Origin of the sequence: Mycolicibacter heraklionensis (assembly GCF_019645815.1) — a bacterium.
Taxonomy (GTDB): domain Bacteria; phylum Actinomycetota; class Actinomycetes; order Mycobacteriales; family Mycobacteriaceae; genus Mycobacterium; species Mycobacterium heraklionense.
In genome coordinates this window covers 4,335,738-4,355,097 of sequence record NZ_CP080997.1, presented here as the reverse complement: position 1 = coordinate 4,355,097, position 19,360 = coordinate 4,335,738, and the positions used below count along the sequence as shown (strand labels likewise).

Annotated in this window: 17 protein-coding genes; 7 read left to right on the top strand and 10 right to left on the bottom strand. The window is 66.4% G+C overall.

What is annotated here, in order from left to right:
* Positions 1–2: 2 nt before the first annotated feature.
* Genes K3U94_RS20685 through K3U94_RS20675 form a run of 3 tightly spaced genes read right to left on the bottom strand, consistent with a single transcriptional unit; the run spans position 3 to position 3,252 of the window.
* The gene (locus K3U94_RS20685) at positions 3–1,187 is read right to left on the bottom strand and encodes a thiolase family protein (protein WP_220694859.1); all 1,185 of its coding nucleotides are present in this window, start codon (positions 1,185–1,187) and stop codon (positions 3–5) included.
* Entirely contained in the window at positions 1,187–2,251 is a 1,065-nt protein-coding gene (locus K3U94_RS20680) for a thiolase family protein (protein ID WP_220694858.1), read from the bottom strand. The genes K3U94_RS20685 and K3U94_RS20680 overlap by 1 nt, the downstream gene beginning before the upstream one ends.
* Positions 2,252–2,259: 8 nt before the next feature.
* A complete protein-coding gene (locus tag K3U94_RS20675) occupies positions 2,260–3,252 on the bottom strand; it encodes a Zn-ribbon domain-containing OB-fold protein (protein WP_047320571.1) in 993 nt (330 codons plus the stop codon).
* Positions 3,253–3,310: 58 nt separating this feature from the next.
* Between K3U94_RS20675 and K3U94_RS20670 the strand changes: the two genes are divergently transcribed.
* Complete coding sequence (locus tag K3U94_RS20670; RefSeq protein WP_220694857.1) at positions 3,311–4,342, top strand: LLM class F420-dependent oxidoreductase; 1,032 nt, start codon at positions 3,311–3,313, stop codon at positions 4,340–4,342.
* Positions 4,343–4,408: 66 nt separating this feature from the next.
* Positions 4,409–5,959 carry an acyl-CoA synthetase gene (locus K3U94_RS20665; protein WP_220694856.1) on the top strand — a complete coding sequence of 517 codons (1,551 nt, stop codon included), beginning with the start codon at positions 4,409–4,411 and terminating at the stop codon, positions 5,957–5,959.
* Positions 5,960–6,766: 807 nt separating this feature from the next.
* Here the strand turns inward: K3U94_RS20665 and K3U94_RS20660 are convergent.
* The 3 genes from K3U94_RS20660 to K3U94_RS20650 all read right to left on the bottom strand — a co-directional run bounded on the left by K3U94_RS20660 (position 6,767) and on the right by K3U94_RS20650 (position 9,812).
* The gene (locus K3U94_RS20660) at positions 6,767–7,180 is read right to left on the bottom strand and encodes a hypothetical protein (RefSeq protein ID WP_047320568.1); all 414 of its coding nucleotides are present in this window, start codon (positions 7,178–7,180) and stop codon (positions 6,767–6,769) included.
* 227 nt (positions 7,181–7,407) lie between these two features.
* A complete protein-coding gene (locus tag K3U94_RS20655; RefSeq protein WP_220694855.1) occupies positions 7,408–8,850 on the bottom strand; it encodes a DUF4226 domain-containing protein in 1,443 nt (480 codons plus the stop codon).
* Between the two features lie 236 nt (positions 8,851–9,086).
* Complete coding sequence (locus K3U94_RS20650) at positions 9,087–9,812, bottom strand: acetoacetate decarboxylase family protein (protein ID WP_109519656.1); 726 nt, start codon at positions 9,810–9,812, stop codon at positions 9,087–9,089.
* A 28-nt stretch (positions 9,813–9,840) separates the two neighbouring features.
* Between K3U94_RS20650 and K3U94_RS20645 the strand changes: the two genes are divergently transcribed.
* Positions 9,841–11,073, top strand: a complete 1,233-nt coding sequence (locus K3U94_RS20645; protein ID WP_109519655.1) for a cytochrome P450 — start codon at positions 9,841–9,843, stop codon at positions 11,071–11,073.
* Between the two features lie 64 nt (positions 11,074–11,137).
* Here the strand turns inward: K3U94_RS20645 and K3U94_RS20640 are convergent, their stop codons facing one another.
* Both K3U94_RS20640 and K3U94_RS20635 read right to left on the bottom strand, forming a co-directional pair.
* Positions 11,138–12,139: an NAD-dependent epimerase/dehydratase family protein gene (locus K3U94_RS20640; protein ID WP_047320566.1), complete on the bottom strand. Its 1,002-nt coding sequence runs from the start codon at positions 12,137–12,139 to the stop codon at positions 11,138–11,140.
* Entirely contained in the window at positions 12,139–12,939 is an 801-nt protein-coding gene (locus K3U94_RS20635; RefSeq protein WP_047320565.1) for a crotonase/enoyl-CoA hydratase family protein, read from the bottom strand. The genes K3U94_RS20640 and K3U94_RS20635 overlap by 1 nt, the downstream gene beginning before the upstream one ends.
* A gap of 69 nt (positions 12,940–13,008) precedes the next feature.
* Between K3U94_RS20635 and fadD19 the strand changes: the two genes are divergently transcribed.
* Together fadD19 and K3U94_RS20625 are read left to right on the top strand one after the other, a co-directional pair.
* On the top strand, positions 13,009–14,661 hold the full coding sequence (gene fadD19 / locus K3U94_RS20630) for a medium/long-chain-fatty-acid--CoA/3-oxocholest-4-en-26-oate--CoA ligase (RefSeq protein ID WP_047320564.1): 1,653 nt from the start codon (positions 13,009–13,011) through the stop codon (positions 14,659–14,661).
* A gap of 64 nt (positions 14,662–14,725) precedes the next feature.
* Entirely contained in the window at positions 14,726–16,141 is a 1,416-nt protein-coding gene (locus K3U94_RS20625; RefSeq protein WP_047320563.1) for a WS/DGAT/MGAT family O-acyltransferase, read from the top strand.
* A 3-nt stretch (positions 16,142–16,144) separates the two neighbouring features.
* Here the strand turns inward: K3U94_RS20625 and K3U94_RS20620 are convergent, their stop codons facing one another.
* Both K3U94_RS20620 and K3U94_RS20615 read right to left on the bottom strand, forming a co-directional pair.
* The gene (locus K3U94_RS20620; protein WP_047320562.1) at positions 16,145–17,698 is read right to left on the bottom strand and encodes a succinic semialdehyde dehydrogenase; all 1,554 of its coding nucleotides are present in this window, start codon (positions 17,696–17,698) and stop codon (positions 16,145–16,147) included.
* 42 nt (positions 17,699–17,740) lie between these two features.
* Complete coding sequence (locus tag K3U94_RS20615) at positions 17,741–18,529, bottom strand: serine hydrolase (RefSeq protein WP_230987253.1); 789 nt, start codon at positions 18,527–18,529, stop codon at positions 17,741–17,743.
* 109 nt (positions 18,530–18,638) lie between these two features.
* On the opposite strand from K3U94_RS20615, the gene K3U94_RS20610 reads away from it, so the two are divergent.
* Positions 18,639–18,866, top strand: coding sequence for a ribbon-helix-helix domain-containing protein (locus tag K3U94_RS20610; protein WP_230987251.1), 228 nt, complete (start codon positions 18,639–18,641; stop codon positions 18,864–18,866).
* Positions 18,842–19,279 (top strand): type II toxin-antitoxin system VapC family toxin, encoded by a 438-nt coding sequence (locus tag K3U94_RS20605; protein WP_350355360.1) that lies wholly within the window; start codon positions 18,842–18,844, stop codon positions 19,277–19,279. The genes K3U94_RS20610 and K3U94_RS20605 overlap by 25 nt, the downstream gene beginning before the upstream one ends.
* The last annotated feature ends 81 nt before the right edge of the window (positions 19,280–19,360 follow it).

Here is a 19,360-nt window from a genome sequence, read left to right as displayed (position 1 = left end):
TCTCAGTTGGCGGGCTTGTCGGCTGGCTTGTCAGCGGAGACCACCCACATCGAGTAGTACTGCGAGCCGCCGCCGTAAGCGTGGCCCAGCGCTTTACGGGCGTTCGGCACCTGGTGGTCGCCGGCCTTGCCCATCACCTGGATCGCCGACTCGGCGAACCGGATCATGCCGGATGCACCGATCGGGTTGGACGACAGCACCCCGCCCGAGGCGTTCACCGGCAGCTTCCCGCCGATCGCGGTCTCGCCGGCCTGGGTGAGCTTCCAACCCTCACCGGGCGCCGCGAAGCCCAGGTTCTCCAGCCACATCGGCTCGAACCAGGAGAACGGCACGTAGATCTCCGCGGCGTCGATCTCGTCGATCGGGCTGGTGATCCCGGCTTCCTTCCACAGCGCGGCAGCGGCGTCCCGGCCGGCCTGCGGATTGACCTGGTCGCGCCCGGAGTACGCCAACGGCTCGGTGCGCAGCGCTGTGGCGTGGATCCAGGCCACCGGCTCGCCCGCGTCGATCCGGGCCTGTGCGGCGGCCTCGTCTCCGATCACGATCGCGCAGGCACCGTCCGAGGACGGGCAGGTCTCGTCGAAACGGATGGGGTCCCACAGCATCTGGGACGCCATCACCTTCTCCACGGTGATGTCGGGCTGGTGTAGGTGCGCCAGCGGGTTGCGGGCGCCGTTGAGCCGGTCCTTGACCGCGACCATCGCGCCGATGTCGTTCGGCGCTCCGGAACGGCGGATGTAGGCACGCACGTGCGGGGCGAAATAGCCGCCGGCGCCGGCCCCGACCGGCTTGGTGAACGGCACCGGGATGCTCAGCGCCCACATAGCGTTGGACTCCGACTGCTTCTCCCAGGCCATCGCCAGCACTCGCCGGTACTTGCCGGACTTCACCAGGCTGGCCGCCACGACCGCGGTCGACCCACCCACCGAACCGGCGGTGTGCACCCGGATCAGCGGCTTGCCGGTGGCGCCCACGGCATCGGCCATGAACAACTCGGGCATCATCACGCCCTCGAAGAAGTCCGGTGCCTTACCGACCACCACCGCGTCGATGTCGTCGAACGTGGAGCCCGAATCGGCCAGCGCGCGGTCGATGGCCTCACGCACCAGGCCGTTCATCGAGACGTCCTGGCGCTTGGCGACGTACTTGGTCTGCCCGGTGCCCAGCACCGCAGCGAGTTGGCCCATCAGTTGCGTCCTTCCATCACCGCGACCAGGTTCTGTTGCAGCGCTGGGCCGCTGGTGGCATGCGCCAGCACCCGACCCGCCGAACCATTGAAGATGTGTTGGGCCGCAAAGCCGATGCGCTCCAGGCCCGCGACGAACATCGGATTGGCCGCCAGGGCACCACCGGACGGGTTCACCTTCGTCTTCGACGGCAACCGCATCGCCTCGGTCAGGATCAGATGCTGATGGGTGAACGGCGCGTGGATCTCGGCGACGTCCACCGCGGGCATGTCATCACCGGTGGCGGCGCGCGTCGAGACGGTGGTCGACGGGGAGCGGGTCAGATCCCGGCTGCCCAGCACCGGCGACTCAATACGGTGCTCGAAACCGGTGATCCAGGCGGGGTTTTCGCACAGTTCGCGGGCCTTGTCGCCGGCGGCCAGGACGATCGCGGCGGCGCCGTCGGTGATCGGCGCGATGTCGTGCCGGCGCAGCGGGTCGGCGAAGAACGGCCGCTCCAGCAGTTCGTCGAGGTTGGCGGATGACTCCACCGAATCCACCCGGTCGGTGACCGCGAACGAGTCCAGCGCCACCCGGGCCATCTGCTCGGGCGTCCACTGGCCGCCGTCCAAGCCGAGCCGGGCCTGCAGTGCTGCGATCGAGACCGAGTCCGGCCACAGCGGCGCGACGGTATAGGGGTCGGTCTGCAGGGCCAGGATCCGGCGCAGCTGGCCGGCCGAGGACTTGCCGAAGCCGTAGGCCAGCGCGGTGTCGACTTCGCCGGTCAACACCTTGATGTAGGCCTCATACAGCGCCCACGCACCGTCCATCTCCACATGCGACTCGTTGATCGGCGGAACCGCGCCGATCGAGTCGATCGCCGAGATGAACGAGAAGGCCCGTCCGGCAAGGTAGTCCGAGGAACCGGAGCACCAGAAGCCGATGTCGGTCTGGGCAATTCCCAGCTCGGAGTACAACTGAGCGAAACACGGCATCAACATCTCGACGCCGTTGGTGGTGCCGTCGGTGCGGCGAACGTGCGGGGCGTGGGCGAAGCCCACCACCGCGACATCGCGTTGCGTCATGCTGCCCCTCACAGGTGGTGTTTGTAGGTGTCGTAGTCGGCGTCCGGTTCGCCGGTGGGCCGGAAGTATTCGATGTTGTCGATGCCCAGACCCCACTCCTCGCGGGGCTTCCACACCGCCTCGACGCGCATACCCATCCGCACCTCGTGTGCGTCGATGTCAGACACCAAGTGCAGGAAGGGGATGTCGGCGCCGTCGAGCAGCACATAGGCGGCCACGTACGGCGGCTTGATGCGCTGCCCGGCGAACGGGATGTTGATGATGGCGAACGTGGTCACCGTGCCCTTGTCGGGCAGCTCGACGAAGTTGTCCAATTGCAAGCCGGTGGCTGGGTCGGCTTCGCGCGCAGGGAAATACACCTTGCCGGTTTCGCCGGTACGGGCGCCGAGCAGCTTGCCTTCCTGCAGTGCCAGCAGGTAAGCGCTCTCCGGGCGCGAGGCACTGTGCTGGATCTCGATGCTGGTCGGAACCACCACCATGGTGACCGGGTCCCGCTCGTCGGTGGTGTCGGCTACCGGCTCGGCCTCCTCGCCGATCGCGAAGTAGGCGATATCGGTGATGGCGCCGACGGTTTCGTCGGCCCAGTGCGCGTGCACCCGTGTGCCGGTGCTGATGGCGTCGGGGCTTTCGGCCGCCACCGCGTGTAGCAACGGCACGTCGGCACCGTCAAGTTTGATCAGCGCCCAGGCGAATGGGGTGTCCAGCGGTTGGCCCTCCAGCGGGGCCGGCTGCCAAGACCACGACACCACGGTCCCGACACTGGCCACCGGTACGATCTCGGTGAGCGGTGCGTAGCTGACCGGGTCATACTCGGCCGGCGGCACGTACACCCGACCGTCGGAACCACGTACGCCGACGATGCGGCGCTCACGCAGCGCGGTGAAGAACGCGCCGAGAACGGGGCCGACTGAACGTGTGTAGTCGAAGGACAACTTCAGCGGCGCAGAGAGGGGTGGCTCATGCTCATCGATCTGCGCGCGGTTGCTTTGGCTGGCAGTCACGGCATCGAGTAGAACAGGTTCTAACAATGGTGGCAAGCAGGCAAGCGAGGAGCCAAGGATGAAGCTGGGACTGCAACTCGGATATTGGGGCGCGCAGCCGCCGACCAACCACGCTGAACTGGTCGCCGCGGCCGAGGGCTCAGGCTTCGACTCGGTTTTCACCGCCGAGGCATGGGGTTCGGACGCCTACACACCGCTGGCCTGGTGGGGCTCGTCGACGTCACGGGTTCGGCTGGGCACCTCGGTGGTGCAGCTGTCGGCACGCACCCCCACGGCCTGCGCGATGGCCGCCTTGACGTTGGACCACCTCTCCGGTGGCCGCCACATCCTGGGCCTGGGTGTCTCCGGGCCGCAGGTGGTGGAGGGCTGGTACGGCCAGCGCTTCGGCAAACCACTGGCCCGCACCCGCGAGTACATCGACATCCTGCGTCAGGTGTGGGCCCGCGACGCCCCGGTGACCAGCGCCGGCCCGCACTACCCGCTGCCGATCAGCGGTGAGGGCAGCACCGGGCTCGGTAAGGCGCTCAAGCCGATCACCCACCCGCGTCGGGCCGACATCCCGGTGATGCTCGGCGCCGAAGGCCCGAAGAACATCGCGCTGGCCGCCGAGATCGCCGACGGCTGGCTGCCGATCTTCTACGCCCCGCGGCTGGCCGACATGTACAACGAATGGCTCGACGAGGGCTTCGCGCGGCCCGGAGCGCGGCGCACCCGCGAAGACTTCGAGATCTGCGCGACGGCCAATATCGTCATCACCTCCGACCGTGCCGCGGCGTTCGCGGCGATGAAGCCCTACCTGGCGCTCTACATGGGCGGCATGGGTTCCGAGGACACCAACTTCCACGCCGAGGTCTACCGCCGGATGGGCTACGGCGAGGTTGTCGACGACGTGACCAAGTTGTTCCGCAGCGGACAAAAGGACAAAGCCGGCGAGATCATCCCCGACGAGCTGGTGGACGACGCCGCGATCGTGGGCGACGTCGACTACGTCCGTAAGCAGATCAAGGTGTGGGAGGCCGCCGGCGTCACCACGATGGTGGTCACCGGACGCAGCGCCGAGCAGATTCAGCAGCTGGCCTCGCTGGTTTAGTTCGGTTCGGCGCGCGGCGCTGGTCCCACCTTGCGGGCAGACTAGAACGCGTTCTAGATTGGCCGAATGAGTGAAGCCGGCCTGTGGAACATTGCCCGTGACACCCCCGACGCCGTCGCCGTGGTCGACGTCCACGGTGGTCAGCTGACCTACGGGGAACTGGCTGCTCGCGCCGACCGCTACGGCCGCGGCCTGCAGGCGATGGGTCTGGAGCCCGGCGACGTGCTGGTGATGGTGCTGCCGAACATCGTCGACACGCTCGCGGTGTACTTCGCCGCCATGCAGACCGGGCTCTACATCGTGGCCATCAACTGGCACCTGACCGGTCCGGAGATCGGCTACATCCTTTCCGACAGTGGCGCGAAAGTTGTTGTCGCTCATGAGCGTTTCGCTGAGGCGTCCAAGATCGCCGCGGACGAGTCCGGCCTGCCCGCGCAGGGGCGGTTCGCCGTCGGAGACATCGAGGGGTTCACCCCGCTGTCCGCTTTGGGCGCCGACGAGCCAGCGACCCGGCCCGACGTGCGCACCATGGGCGCCGCGATGCTCTACACCTCCGGTACCACCGGTAAGCCCAAGGGCGTCAAGCGCCCGCTGACCGGCGCAGACCCCGACGCGGTTCCGGTCGCCTCGGCCGGGTTCTTCGCGCTCTATGACCTGTTGCCGTTCGACAACCACGTACACATCTGTGGTTCGCCGCTGTATCACACTGCGGTGCTGAACTTCTCATCGATCTCCATCCAGCTGGGCCACAAGGTGGTGCTGATGGACAAGTGGGACCCTGAAGAGATGCTGGCGCTGATCGCCGAGCATAAGGTCACCCACAGTCACATGGTGCCGACCCAATTCCGTCGGCTTTTGGCGCTGCCCGCCGAGGTGCGCGAGCGCTACGACGTGTCCTCGTTGCGCAACATCATCCACGGCGCTGCGCCGTGTCCGCCCGAGGTCAAGCGTCAGATGTTGGACTGGTGGGGTCCGGTGATCACCGAGTACTACGCCGCCACCGAGGGCGGCGGCACCAAGATCAGCGGCGCCGAGTGGCTGACCCACCCCGGTTCGGTGGGCAAGGCCTGGCCGTATTCGGTGGTCAAGGTGCTCGACGACGACGGCAACGAGCTGCCGGCCGGTGAGGTCGGCACCGTCTACATGCAGATGGGCGGCTCCACCTTCGCCTACCACAATGACGAAAAGAAGACCGCCGAAAACCGCGCCGGTGACCTGTTCACCGTCGGCGACGTCGGCTATCTCGACGAGGACGGCTACCTGTACCTGCAGGACCGCAAGACCAACATGATCATCTCCGGCGGGGTCAACGTCTACCCGGCCGAAATCGAGAACGAGCTGATCATTCACCCGAAGGTGCTCGACGTCGCGGTGTTCGGGGTGCCCGACGAGGACTGGGGCGAGGCGATCAAGGCCGTCGTGCAGCCGGCCGACGGCGTGGTGGGCGATGACGCGCTGACCGCCGAGCTGATGGAGTACGCGGCGGCGCGGCTGGCGAAGTTCAAGCTGCCCAAGTCGATCGACTACATCGCCGAGATGCCCCGCGACCCCAACGGCAAGCTGTACAAGCGCAAGCTGCGCGACCCGTACTGGGAGGGGCGGGACGCCAAGATCTAGGGGGCAGCTAGGGATTATTGATCCGGCCGGGGAACTACCTCGGTGGGCCCCAATACTTCAACGCGTTTGCTTCCTCCAGCGCGGAAAGCGCCTTGCATGACTGGCCTACCAATGGCTCTGCGAACGGATCCTCAATGCGCCTCACAACGTCGCGGGCCCACGATGCCGTCCCTGCTGGCGATACCACGCTAGTCTCATCGAAGCCATCCAGATGCTCCCGGACGATAGGGACTCGGAAACAGTTGCCGATAATCGGGATTCAGAGGGCACCGAAGATGGAACTCCAACAGGGTCCTCATTAGGGAATTAACTGAGCCCCTGCTGCTGACGCCAGCGTGACCAATACTGGTCTGAGTTGGATGGCCGTAATGCTCGCAATTCTTTGCATGTCTCATCGAGTGTCGACGTGTTAGAAAAAATTTCCTCGACCCCATCCATATTTTCGCGCACCCAAGCGATCTCTTCCGCCGCTGACTGGTAGTGAATGTCCGGTTCGTTGTCGACATACTGCTTGAGTAAGGAGACCCAAAAACAGTTCTCGGGCGTAGCTAGCTGCGTAGGCGCTACCGTAAGCGCCATCTGCCCTCGGTTATTGGCAAAATTCCAACTTAGGGTCGGTCCCGTCAGCTCAGGGAGGCATCGATCGTGGGAAGGCCGCGACTGCTGGAATTGGCAATGTGGTATTGAGGGTCGAGATACAACGCCTCAGAATGTTTCAGGAAATATTCCAAAAGGGTCTTCATTCCAATGACCTCCACTTGACGGAATCCATTTGATTCGGGAGAACTCCGTTGTAAGTCTCAACCTTTAGGGTGGTCCAAATAGTTCAGTGGCCTTCAATTCTTCCAGGGCGATCAGGGCTTTGCAGGAAGCTTCTACAATCGAATCATCGAACAGTGCTTCCACTCGGCTGATATTGTCGCTCAGCCAAGCCGCAAGCTCGTCGGTGAGCACCGTGGTATGTTCTTCCACTCCGTCAAGATATTGTTGGATGATTGTGAGTCTGAACCAATTCTCGACAGTATCCAGCCGGGTTGGGGCGACCGCTACGTAAATCTGTCCTCTGTCATTTATTAGCTGCCAGCTGGTGGTGTCGCCGGTCATTCGCAGCGACGCATTCTCTGTGCGCGAGCCGGTGGTTGTGGAGTTGGTGATCCGATATTTTGGGTCCAAATACAACACTTGGAGATACTTCAGGAATAATTCGAGTAATCGCGTCATCTTACCCACTCCCTAGGACTGGCGGAACCAAGGTATTGCCGCTGCGGACGTATCCGTGGGATTCGAGATACCTGATCTCGGCCCCAGTGTAACTGTCTTGCCGGATCATGCGAAATGGTACTGATAGCGTAATTCGATCGCGATTGGTGATTGCGATATCAAGCACATGTTGGTTTGCGGCGAGCCGTTCGGTCTCGGGGGCTGCATTCCATGCTTGTTGCCCGATGTCAAAGTAGCTGGCGCCGCGTTCCTGTGCGACCTCGATGTAGGACGGTCCCACAGTTGGCTGAAACGGTCCGAGCACAGTTTCGCCGCTGCCAGTGAGGTGCTGCTCGGACAAGATTCGCAGCTGCGGACTCATGTGATCGAGGGGGTTCTCCAGCGTGAATGCGGGCCACGACGACATCGGTTCGGACGGCAGTGGATGAGGAAGGTGTGGACCGGTGTCCGGCAGCGGGTGCTCGTGAGTGACGGCCGGCGGGCCGTGTTCGGCTGTCGTGAGGGGTGGGATGTGGTCGCCGCCGGCGGTAACCGTGGTGGGGGGGGTGGCGGATGGCGAGGTCATCCGCGGCGGCTTGGGCGCGGATTTCTGCTTGGGCGATCGCCCGCGGGAGCACGTTGTCAGCGGTCAGGCCAGTGGCTGCACCGCCGCCGGCTTCAAGGGCTTCGCGGGCAAACAATGACCGCATGCCCTGCCACCCGGCTTCGACACCGGCCTTGCCTGCGCTCATCGCGGGTCCGGCGCCGACCGCGGTGAAGATGACGTTCTGCAGCAGTGCGTCATCGGGGGTGACACGGCCGGGATCGAGGAGTCGGGAGGCGGCCAATTTCCCGTCGTGGTAGGTGAAGTAGGCGCCGCTGCCGTTGCTGGCGCCCTGGTCGTAGATTTCGCCGGTGCCGTTCTCGAGCGCCCCGGTCACCACCATCTTCTGGCCCGCAAGGGTATAGGTGAACGACAAGGCTCCGTCCGGGCCGAGGTGCACCGAGGCGGGGTCGATGGTGGAGTAGTCGGGGATTTTGCCCAACTCATCAAGGGCGTCGGCGAGGTTCTTCTTCAATGCCGGCAGTCGGGTCATCGCCTGTTGGGCCTCATCGCTGCCGGCGCCGTGGGCATAGGCCTCGCCGGCAGCGTCGTCGAGCGCCTTTCGGGCGGCTCGCACGCGTGCCATCGCGTCGAGCACCGCCTGGTCGTTGGCCCGCAGCAGATCGTCGAACGCGCTCGGATTCGCTGGGCCTTTGGGCGGCGGACTCAAGGGCCGACCCCAGCCGGCCAAGTGCACCGTGGGGTCCGAGCCGTCGGTCGGCGCCCGGCGCAACCCGCCCTCGACCGTGTAGCGCCCACCGAGCGCCTGCACCGCCTGGGACCTGGCTCGACTGTCGGCAAGGCCGTCGGCAACGATCTTGTAGATCTCGCGGGCTTTGCCGGTCAAGAACTGCTGGAACTGGTGAGCACCCGCGGGAGTGTCCAGGCCCCGCCAGGTGGCGGCGGCCTGCCTGACCTCTGCTTCGATGGCATCAAGACGCTGCCGGTACTCGCGGTTGTGCTGCACGGCGCCGCGCAGCAGCGCCTCGAACTCCTGATCTGCTGCCACGGATGACGCCAGCCGTTGCGCCAGTTGCGTTTCGCGCTTCCGCGCAGCATCGGCGAACGCACCGCGTTCTTCGGGCACGCCGAGAACGGTAACCCCGTGCTTGCGTCGCCGACAATTCAGTCAGAACCTCAACCCCGGGCGATGGTCAGCCCCCGTGGACGCCCACCCGGACCCTGACGGCAGCACCCGGTGGCATCGCGGCACCGCCTGTATGCAGATGGGTGGCTCCATCGCTGAGACCCCCAGCGACCCCAACGGCAAGCTGTACAAGCGGAACTGCGCGACCCGTAATGGGAGAGGCGGGCCGCCAAGATCTAACCCCCCACCACCTGCGCGTCGCCGAAGGTCATCTCGACGCGGCCCACGGTCGACGACATCATCGGCCGCTTGGGCAGGCCCAGCGCGGCCAGCTCACGCGCGTACGGGTGGGTGCCCAGCCGCAACGTGGTACCACCGAGCGACCCGCGCACCTTCGAAATCCGCATCTCCCAAGGCACTTGGCGGGTAACGCCGTCGAGGTGGCTGAACGCTTGGAGCACCCGGGGCCGCGACGTGAGCGGCCCCGGAACCGGTAGCCCGCGACCGAATTCCATGGTGGCGATGTGCTGGCCGTCCGCGGCGACGTCGAAACCCAACTGCCGGCCGTCGCGAACGGTGAAGTCCGCCATGATCTTCGGGAATCCCCAGATGGTGCGTCCGGCCTCGAGGGTGAACTCCTGGTCGACCGGTAGGTGGTGGATGAACGCGCCCGCGGCGCCCAGTGCTCGCCAGCCGCGCGCCTCGGTGCCCGGCGGGTTGACCATCACCGCGGTGCCGAACTCCAGGTAGCGGCCCAGGTCGCCGTCGATGTAGCGGGCCAGCATCAGGTTGACCACGGCGCGTCCCGGCTGCTGCTGGAAGACCTGCAGGCCGCTGTAGTCGATCATCGCCTGTGCGGCGTCCGCGGGCACCGAAAACATCGCGGAATGTACATCCGCGTGACGGATGCGGACGGGCATGGTAAGCACAGTGCCAGCGATGGTGTGCTGTGAAAGAGCCATGGCTCCCACTGTAATCCGGAGGACGCCAATGACCGAGGTAATGGCCGAAGCGAAGCCGACCACCAAGCCGGACATCGATCTGACCGACGGCACGTTCTACGCCGACGGCGGTGCTGCGCGCGCCGCCTACCGGTGGATGCGCACATACGAGCCGGTGTTCCGGGACCGCAATGGGCTGGCCGCGGCGTCGACCTACCAGGCGGTGATCGACGCTGAACGCACACCCGAGGTGTTCTCCAACGCCGGCGGCATCCGTCCCGACCAGCCGGGCTTCCCGTACATGATCGACATGGACGACCCCGCGCACCTGTTGCGCCGCAAGCTGGTCAACGCCGGATTCACCCGCAAACGCGTGCATGCCCAGCTGCCCTCCATCGAAACGCTGTGCGACACCCTGATCGACGCGGTGTGCGAGCGCGGCGAATGCGACTTCGTGCGCGACATCGCCGCGCCGCTTCCGATGGCGGTGATCGGTGACATGCTCGGGGTGCTGCCCGAAGAACGATCGATGCTGCTGCGGTGGTCAGACGACCTGGTGGCTGGGCTGAGCTCACACCTCGATCCGGAATCGGCGACGGCTCAGGCGGTCATGGCGGCGTTCGCCGGCTGGACCGAATTCACCAGGAACACCATCACGAAACGTCGGGCCGAGCCCACCGACGACCTGTTCTCCGTGCTGGTCAACGCCGAGGTGGACGGCGCACAGATGACCGACGACGAGATCATCTTCGAGACGCTGTTGATCCTGATCGGCGGTGACGAGACCACCCGGCACACCCTGTCCGGCGGCACGGCGCAGCTGCTGCGCCACCGCGACCAGTGGGATCTGCTGCAGCGCGATCCCGATCGGGTGCCGGTGGCAATCGAGGAGATGCTGCGGTGGACCTCGCCGGTGAAGAACATGTGCCGCACCCTGACCCAAGACACGGAGTTCCACGGCACGCAGCTGCGCGAGGGCGAGAAGATGCTGCTGCTGTTCGAGTCGGCCAACTTCGACGAGTCGGTGTTCGACGAGCCGGAACGCTTTGACATCACCCGAGACCCCAACAGTCACGTGGCATTCGGCTTTGGCACGCACTTCTGCCTGGGCAACCAGCTGGCCCGGCTGGAGTTGCGGCTGATGACGCAGCGGATCCTGCAACGGCTCCCCGATCTGCGGCTGGCTTCCGACGACACGTTGCCGCTGCGTCCGGCGAACTTCGTCAGTGGCCTCGAGTCGATGCCGGTGGTGTTCACCCCGAGCAAGCCGGTGCTGGCCTGACGCGACCTTCACGCCCAGCGTGTACTCGGACCGAGAAATTCGCCCTCCCGAAAAGGCGGGCTGATTACACGTTCGGCGAGCAGGGAGGCGTCGCAGGGACCCGCAGCGACTCGATGATCGCCTCGGTCGGTGACCGCCAGGCCAGGCCCAGATCGGCCAGCGTGGCCGAGTCGTCGGTCGGGGTGGCCGAGGTCAGCAGCCAGGCCGCCTCGTAGCTCAGCGACTCGGGCAGCGGCAGCAGCTTGCTGGCCAGGTCGCTGACCCGCCCGATGCCCTTGAAAACGCTGGGAGCAATAGGGATTCGCCGCACCGGCTTGCCCAGGCCCTGTTCCACCGCGGCGATCATCTCGTCGAAGCTGACCATGATCCCGCCGCACAGGTAGCGGTGCGGACCGCGGCCGGGCCGCATCAGCGCCTCGTGCACCAGCCCGATGTCGCGCACGTCGACCATCGCCATGCCGCCGCGCACCACCGGCGCCACCCGATACTTGACGATCGGCGCCCAGCCCCGTTCGGTGACGCCGGGCGCGGTGTGAAACGCCGGGCCGACCACGCTGGAGGGATAGGTGACCACGACCGGGGCGCCCTCGTCCTGCAGCCGGCGGGCCACCCGCTCGCCGTAGGCCTTGGTGCGGGCGTACGCGCTGCGCCCGGGCACCGTGGGCGAATCAGGGCCGATGATCCCGTTCGGCGGCGGAAAGAGCGCGCTGTAGCTGCTGACCGACACCACCGGGTCCAGACCGGCGGCCACGGCACGGGTCAGGATCGCCTCGGTGGCGTGGGCGTTGATGTCCCACATCAACTTTTCCTGGCGGTCGTTGGTCCCGACCACCCCGGCGGCGTGCAGCACCGAGTCGCAGCCGTCCAGCAGTGCGGTCACCACCGCGGTGTCGCGGATGTCGCCGTCGAGCACCTCCAGTGCGCCCAGGTCGCGCAGCCGGGGAATGACGGGCTCGTCAGCGCAGCCCGGGGCGACCAGCAGCCGTACCGAGTGTCCGGCTTCCAGCAGTGTCTTGACAGTGTGGGCGCCGAGGTAGCCGGTGCCGCCGGTGACTGCGACGCGCATCAGCGGTTCTTGAACTCCGGCTTGCGCTTCTCGGCGAACGCCCGCGGGCCTTCCTTGGCGTCCTCGCTCAAGAACACCTTGATGCCGATCTTGGTATCGATCTTGAAGGCGTCGTTCTCGTGCAGGCCCTCGGTCTCGTGGATGGTGCGCAGCATGGCCTGCACCGCCAGCGGCCCGTTGTTGTTGATCTGCTCGGCGATCTCCAACGCCTTGGTCAGCGCCTGACCGTCCGGCACCACGTGGCCGATCAGGCCCATGTCGAGCGCCTCGGCGGCAGTGATGTGCCGACCGGTGAACAGCAGGTCACAGGCCATGGTGTAGGGAATCTGGCGAACCAGCCGCACCGCGGAGCCGCCCATCGGGTACAAGCTCCACTTGGCCTCGGAGATCCCGAACTTGGCGCTTTCACCGGCGATGCGGATGTCGGTGCCCTGCAGGATCTCGGTGCCCCCGGCGATGGCCGGGCCTTCCACCGCGGCGATCAACGGCTTGGTCAGCCGGCGGCCCTTGAGCAGGCCGTCGATACGCGACGGGTCGTAGCTGCCGTCTTTGAAGGAGTCGCCCGGCGCCTTCTTGTTGGCCGCCTTGAGGTCCATGCCCGCGCAGAAATAACCACCGGCGCCGGTCAGGATGCACGAGCGGATCTCGTCGTCGTTGTCGACACGGTCCCAGGCCTCGACCATGATCGCCAGCATTTCGCCGGAGAGCGCGTTGCGGGCCTCTGGCCGGTTCAGGGTCAGGATCAGGGTGTGTCCGCGCTGCTCAATGAGGGCGTGGGGCTGTTCTGACGACTCGCTCACCGGCGTCCGCCTTTCCGGGTGGGAACCTCGACTTGAAATCGAAATGTAACACGTTCTAGTTTGTGTGTTGTGGCTCTCAACATCGCCGACTTAGCCGAACACGCCATCGACGCCGTACCGGATCGGGTTGCCCTGATCTGTGGGCCTGACCAGCTGACCTATGCGCAGCTGGAGGAGAAGGCCAACCGGCTGGCCCATTACCTGATCGACCAGGGCGTCAAGAAGGACGACAAGGTCGGCCTGTACTGCCGCAATCGCAACGAGATCGTCGTCGCGATGCTCGGCATCATCAAGGCCGGCGCCATCCTGGTCAACGTCAACTTCCGCTACGTCGAGGGCGAACTGCGCTACCTGTTCGACAACTCGGACATGGTTGCGCTGGTGCACGAGCGCCAGTACGCCGACCGAGTGGCCAACGTGCTGCCCGACACCCCGAACGTCAAGACCATCCTGGTGGTCGAGGACGGCTCCGATCTGGACTACCAGCGCTACGGCGGCGTGGAGTTCGAGGCCGCCCTGGCGCAGGGATCGCCGGAGCGTGACTTCGGGCCGCGCAGCGCCGACGACATCTACCTGCTCTACACCGGCGGCACCACCGGGTTCCCCAAGGGCGTGATGTGGCGCCACGAGGACATCTACCGGGTGCTGTTCGGCGGCACCGACTTCGCCACCGGTGAGCCGATCGCCGACGAGTACGACCTGGCCAAGCAGGCCGCCGCCAACCCGCCGATGGTCCGCCACCCGATCCCGCCGATGATCCACGGCGCCACCCAGTCGGCGACCTGGATGTCGCTGTTCAGCGGCCAAACCGTGGTGCTGGCACCGGAATTCGACGCCGATCAGGTGTGGCGCACCATCCACGACCACAAGGTCAACCTGCTGTTCTTCACCGGGGACGCGATGGCGCGCCCGCTGCTGGACGCGCTGTTGGCCCATCAGGATGCCGGTAACGAGTACGACCTGTCGTCGCTGTTCCTGCTGGCATCCACCGCGGCGCTGTTCAGCCCGAGCATCAAGGAACGCCTGCTGGAGCTGCTGCCCAATCGGATCATCACCGACTCCATCGGGTCGAGCGAGACCGGTTTCGGCGGCACCAGCATCGTCGCCAAGGGTGAAGCGCACACCGGCGGCCCCCGGGTCACCATCGACAAGACCACCGTGGTGCTCGACGAGGACGGCAACGAGGTCCAGCCCGGCTCCGGCGTGCGTGGCATCATAGCCAAGCGCGGCCACATCCCGGTCGGCTACTACAAGGACGAGAAGAAGACCGCCGAGACGTTCCGCACCATCAACGGCGTGCGTTACGCGATCCCCGGCGACTTCGCGCAGGTCGAGGCCGACGGCACCGTGACCATGCTGGGCCGTGGGTCGGTGTCGATCAACTCCGGTGGCGAGAAGATCTACCCCGAGGAGGTCGAGGCCGCCCTCAAGACCCACCCCGACGTCTTCGACGCACTGGTGGTCGGGGTGCCCGACCCCCGCTACGGCCAGCATGTGGCCGCGGTGGTTCAGGCGCGCGGCGACGCCCGGCCCTCGCTGGATGAGATCAACGCCTGCGCGCGCACCGAGATCGCCGGCTACAAGGTGCCCCGCAGTCTGTGGTTCGTCGACGAGGTCAAACGTTCTCCGGCCGGCAAACCCGACTACCGCTGGGCCAAGGAGCAGACCGAAGCCCGCCCCGCCGACGAGGTGCACGCGAAGCATGTGGCGGCCGAGAGCTAGATTCACCGAATCTTTTGACGGTGAGCCGCTCCCGGCGAACCGGTGTCCGGGCTAGTCTCTGTCGATGCAGCGACTTTCGGGCGTCGACGCGGCGTTCTGGTCCGCCGAAACGGCGGGCTGGCACATGCACATCGGTGGGTTGGCGATCTGCGACACCACCAATGCGCCGAACTACAGCTTCGAGCGGGTTCGCCAGCTTCTGATCGAGCGATTACCGCAATTGCCGCAGCTGCGTTGGCGGGTCACCCCTGCTCCGCTGGGGCTGGACCGGCCGTGGTTCGTGGAGGACGAGAATCTCGACATCGACTTCCACCTGCGTCGCATCGGCGTTCCCGCCCCGGGCGGGCGGCGCGAGGTCGAGGAGCTCGTGGGACGGCTGATGTCCTACAAGTTGGATCGGTCGCGCCCGCTGTGGGAGATGTGGGTGATCGAAGGCGTCAACGGCGGCCGGGTCGCGACCCTGACCAAGATGCATCACGCGATCGTCGACGGCGTGTCCGGCGCGGGACTGTTCGAGATCATGTTGGACGTCACCCCTGAGCCACGGCCGCCGGACCCGGAGGCGATCGGGTCATCCAATGGCTCCGCCATGCCCAGCTACGAGCGCCGTATCGTCGAGGAGTTGGTCAACGTCGCGGTGAAGACGCCGTACCGCATCGGCCGGCTGCTGCAGCAGACCGTTCGCCAGCAGATCGCCACCGTGGGACTGGGGCTGCCCCGCAAACCACCGCGTTACTTCGACGCCCCGGTGACCCGGTTCAACGCCAGCGTGTCGCCGCACCGGCGGATCAGCGCCACTCGCATCGAGCTGGCCCGGATCAAGGCCGTCAAGGACGCCTACGGGGTGAAGCTCAACGATGTCGTGCTCGCCATGGTCGCCGGCGCCGTCCGTGAGTACCTGCGCGAGCGCGGGGAACTGCCAGACAAGCCGCTTGTCGCCCAGATCCCGGTATCGACCCGCACCGAGGAGAGCCAGGGCGAGGTCGGCAACAAGGTCAGCTCGATGACGGTATCGATGGCGACCGACATCGAGGGAGCGGCCCAGCGGCTCAAGACGATTCACGCCAGCACCCAGAGCGCCAAGCAGATGGCCAAGGCGCTGTCGGCGCACCAGATCATGGGACTGACCGACACCACCCCGCCGGGGCTGCTGCAGCTGGCCGCCCGTGCCTACACCGCGACCGGGCTGTCGAATCGGCTGGCTCCGATCAACCTCGTCGTCTCCAACGTGCCGGGCCCGCCGATTCCGATCTACATGGCCGGCGCGGAACTGGAGTCGCTGGTGCCGCTCGGCCCGCCGGTGATGGACGTGGCGCTGAACATCACCTGCTTCTCCTACCGCGACCACCTGGACTTCGGGTTCGTGACCACCCCGGAAGTCGCCGAGGACATCCACAAGATGGCCGACGCGATCGAGCCCGCACTGGCCGAGCTGGAGCGCGACATCGACCGGGGGAAGAACCGCACCGGCCGGCGCTGAGCGCTACCGGCCGGGCAGCGCCTGCACCGCGCGGATCATCGGGGTCAGCAGCTTCTGCCACACCGGGGCCGAAATGCCCAGCGGCGGATCCAGATTCAGGATCCGGGCGGTGGAGACCGTCTGCGACTCGGTGTACTTGAGGATTCCGTCGGCGCCGTGGCGACGGCCCACCCCGGAGGCCTTCATGCCGCCCATCGGCGCGGCGGTGCTGCCGAAGGCCAGCGCGTAGCCCTCGTCGACGTTGACCGTGCCGGAGTTGATGCGCGCGGCGATCGCCTCACCCTGGGACTTGCTCGCGGCCCACACGCTGGCGTTGAGCCCGTATTCGGTGTCGTTGGCCTTGGCGATCGCCTCGTCGACGCTGTCGACGGGGTAGATGGAGACGACCGGGCCGAACGTCTCGTTGCGTCCGCACTCCATCTCGTCGGTGACGTCGGTCAGCACCGTCGGCTCGTAGAACAGCGGCCCGATGTCCGGGCGGGCGTTTCCACCGGCGATCACCTTGGCGCCCTTGGCCTTTGCGTCGTCGACGTGGTTGGAGACGGTCTTGATCTGGTCTTCGGAGATCAAGCTGCCCATATCGGCGGTGAAGTCATACGCGGCCGAGAGCTTCATGGCGCGCACCTGCTCGGCGAACTTCGCGGCGAACTCCTCGGCGACGTCGCGCTCGACGTAGATCCGCTCGATCGAGATGCACAACTGCCCGGCGTTGGAGAAACAGGCGCGGGTGGCGGCCTTGGCGACTTCGGACAGGTTGGCGCCCTTGGTGACGATCATCGGGTTCTTGCCGCCCAGTTCGGCGGAGAAGCCGATCAGCCGGGAACCGCACTGCTCGGCCAGGGTGCGGCCGGTGGCGCTGGAGCCGGTGAACATCAGGTAGTCGCACTGCTGCACGATCGCGGTGCCGACCACCGATCCCGGGCCGGGCACCACCGCGAACAACTCGCGCGGCAGGCCGGCCTGATACAGCAGTTCGGCGTTGGCCAGCGTGCAGTACGGGGTCTGGCTGTCCGGCTTGACCACCACCGCGTTGCCCGCCAGCAGGGCGGGGATGGCGTCGGAGATCGACAGGGTCATCGGGTAGTTCCACGGCGCGATCACGCCCACCACACCCTTGGGGTGGTGGTTGATCACGGTCTTGACGATGCCGGGCAGCAGCCCCGGAACCCGCTTGGAAGCCAGTAACTTGGTGGCCTGGCGCGCGTAGTAGCGCGCGTTGAGCATGATGTCGAGGATCTCCTCCTGGGCCGCTGACCGCGCCTTGCCGGTTTCGGCCTGGCAGACGTCCATCAGGAAGTCCCGGTTGGCGATCACCAGATCGCGGTAGCGCTCGATGATCGCGCTGCGCTCCTTGACGCTGCGCGCCGCCCAGGTGCGCTGGGCCTCGCGGGCCTTGGCGAACGCCGCCGTCACGTCCTCGGCGTTGCCGACCGGGATGGTGGTCAGCGGCTTACCGGTGAAGACCTCGTCGATGGTCTTCGACTGCCGCGCGTCGATGTCGGCGATGGCGGACAGTTGACGCAGCCGGTCGAAGTCTGCGGCGGATGGGGCGGGCATGGGTGTCTCCTACTCGCGGGTAACACGTGGCTAGCGGCCAACCTACCCCGCGCAGCGGCCACCCGGTAGCTCGGCGGCATGGGCACTGAGCCACTGGGTCATCTGGTTGAGCGCCGCGATCCCGGATCCGAAGCTGCCGTCTTTGGGTTCGGCGGCCAGCGCCACCGCTAGGTCGCCGGCCGGTGCGTGCACGATGCCGAACTGCCGCACCAGGTAGCCGCCGCCCTGGCCCGGACCCCAGCCGCCCTTGGTCGGGGCGCCGATGCTGGCCAGGCCCCAGCGCTGATCGGGAACCGTGTTCTTCATCAAGCTGTAGACGGGTGCGGCAGCGGGCATGCACGGCAGGTGGGCGGCGAACACGGCCTGGCGGTTCAGCGGCCACTGGGTCTGGCCGAACGCGCTGAACTCAGGCCGGAGTCGCCGGGATTCGACCGCGGTGCCGGTGTCGCCGCCGGCCCGCAGCACGGCCTGCACCTGTTGGGCGGCCTGCGGCGCCGGCCCCAGCGAGGACCACAACTGCTCGGCGGCGTCGTTGTCGGATGCCGTGACGGCCTTGGCGGCCAGCTCTTGGGCGTTCGGGCGGTTGGCGTGCAGCGCCGCGATCGCCAGCGGCACCTTGATGGTCGACCAGGCGACGCCGTTCTGCAGGGACCCGAGCGTGCCCACCTGGTTCTGGCCGACCGGGGCATAGGCGATGCCGACGTTGCCAGGGATGGTGTTGGCCAGCTGCGCGAAGCTGGCCTGCAGGGGCTCGGCGGAGGCGGGGGAGGCCAGCAGCAGGGTCAGGGCGGCGGCTAGGGCCGCGACGAGAACTCGGCGGGCAGCGGGCATTGATTCAGTATTGCGTGCGGGGGCCCAGAACCGTGGCGGCTGACGGGGTGTCGCCGCGGGTTGTGGATGCCCCGATGCGGAGATGGTGACCGAAGGTATGCTGGCATACATGAAACGGACGACGGTCAAGATTCCAGATGCGCTGGATGCTCGTCTGCGGCATGAGGCCCGCCGACGGAATTTGACCATCTCGGAGGTCAGCCGTGAAGCACTTGAGGCGTACCTGGGAGAGCCCGGTGGCCGTCGGCGCCTGAATGCAGCAGCTGCCGGCCGTAGCGGCCGTAGCGATGTCTCCGATCGTATCGAGGAGATATTGGCTGCCGAGGTCGGACGATAGCGGCAATTGTCGTCGACGCGGGTCCGCTGTATGCCTACGTCGACGCGGACGACGCCCACCATTCGTCAGCGCTGGAGCTTCTGCAGACCCATCCGGGCCCGTTGATCGTCCCAACGCTCGTCATCACCGAGGTGGTCTATCTACTGGGTACCCGGCTGGGCGTCGAGCCTGAAGTGCGATTCCTCGGCGACTTGGCCGGTGGCGCGTTCACCGTCGAGCCGGTAGCGGCGGCGGATTGGCTACGTATCGCCGAACTTGTTGCGCAGTACCGTGACCTGCCGCTTGGCACCGTAGACGCTTCCGTGGTGACCACCGCAGAACGGTTAGGCATCAACGAGATCGCGACCGTCGACCATCGTCACTTCACTGTCGTCCGTCCGCGCCACATCGAGTCCTTCACTCTGCTTCCGTGAGTTTTCGGCGCCGCCATCGCCCTGTATGTCTGCGGACCGGTAGCCGCTACCAACGCTGATATCAGACGATCCGCCTTCTGG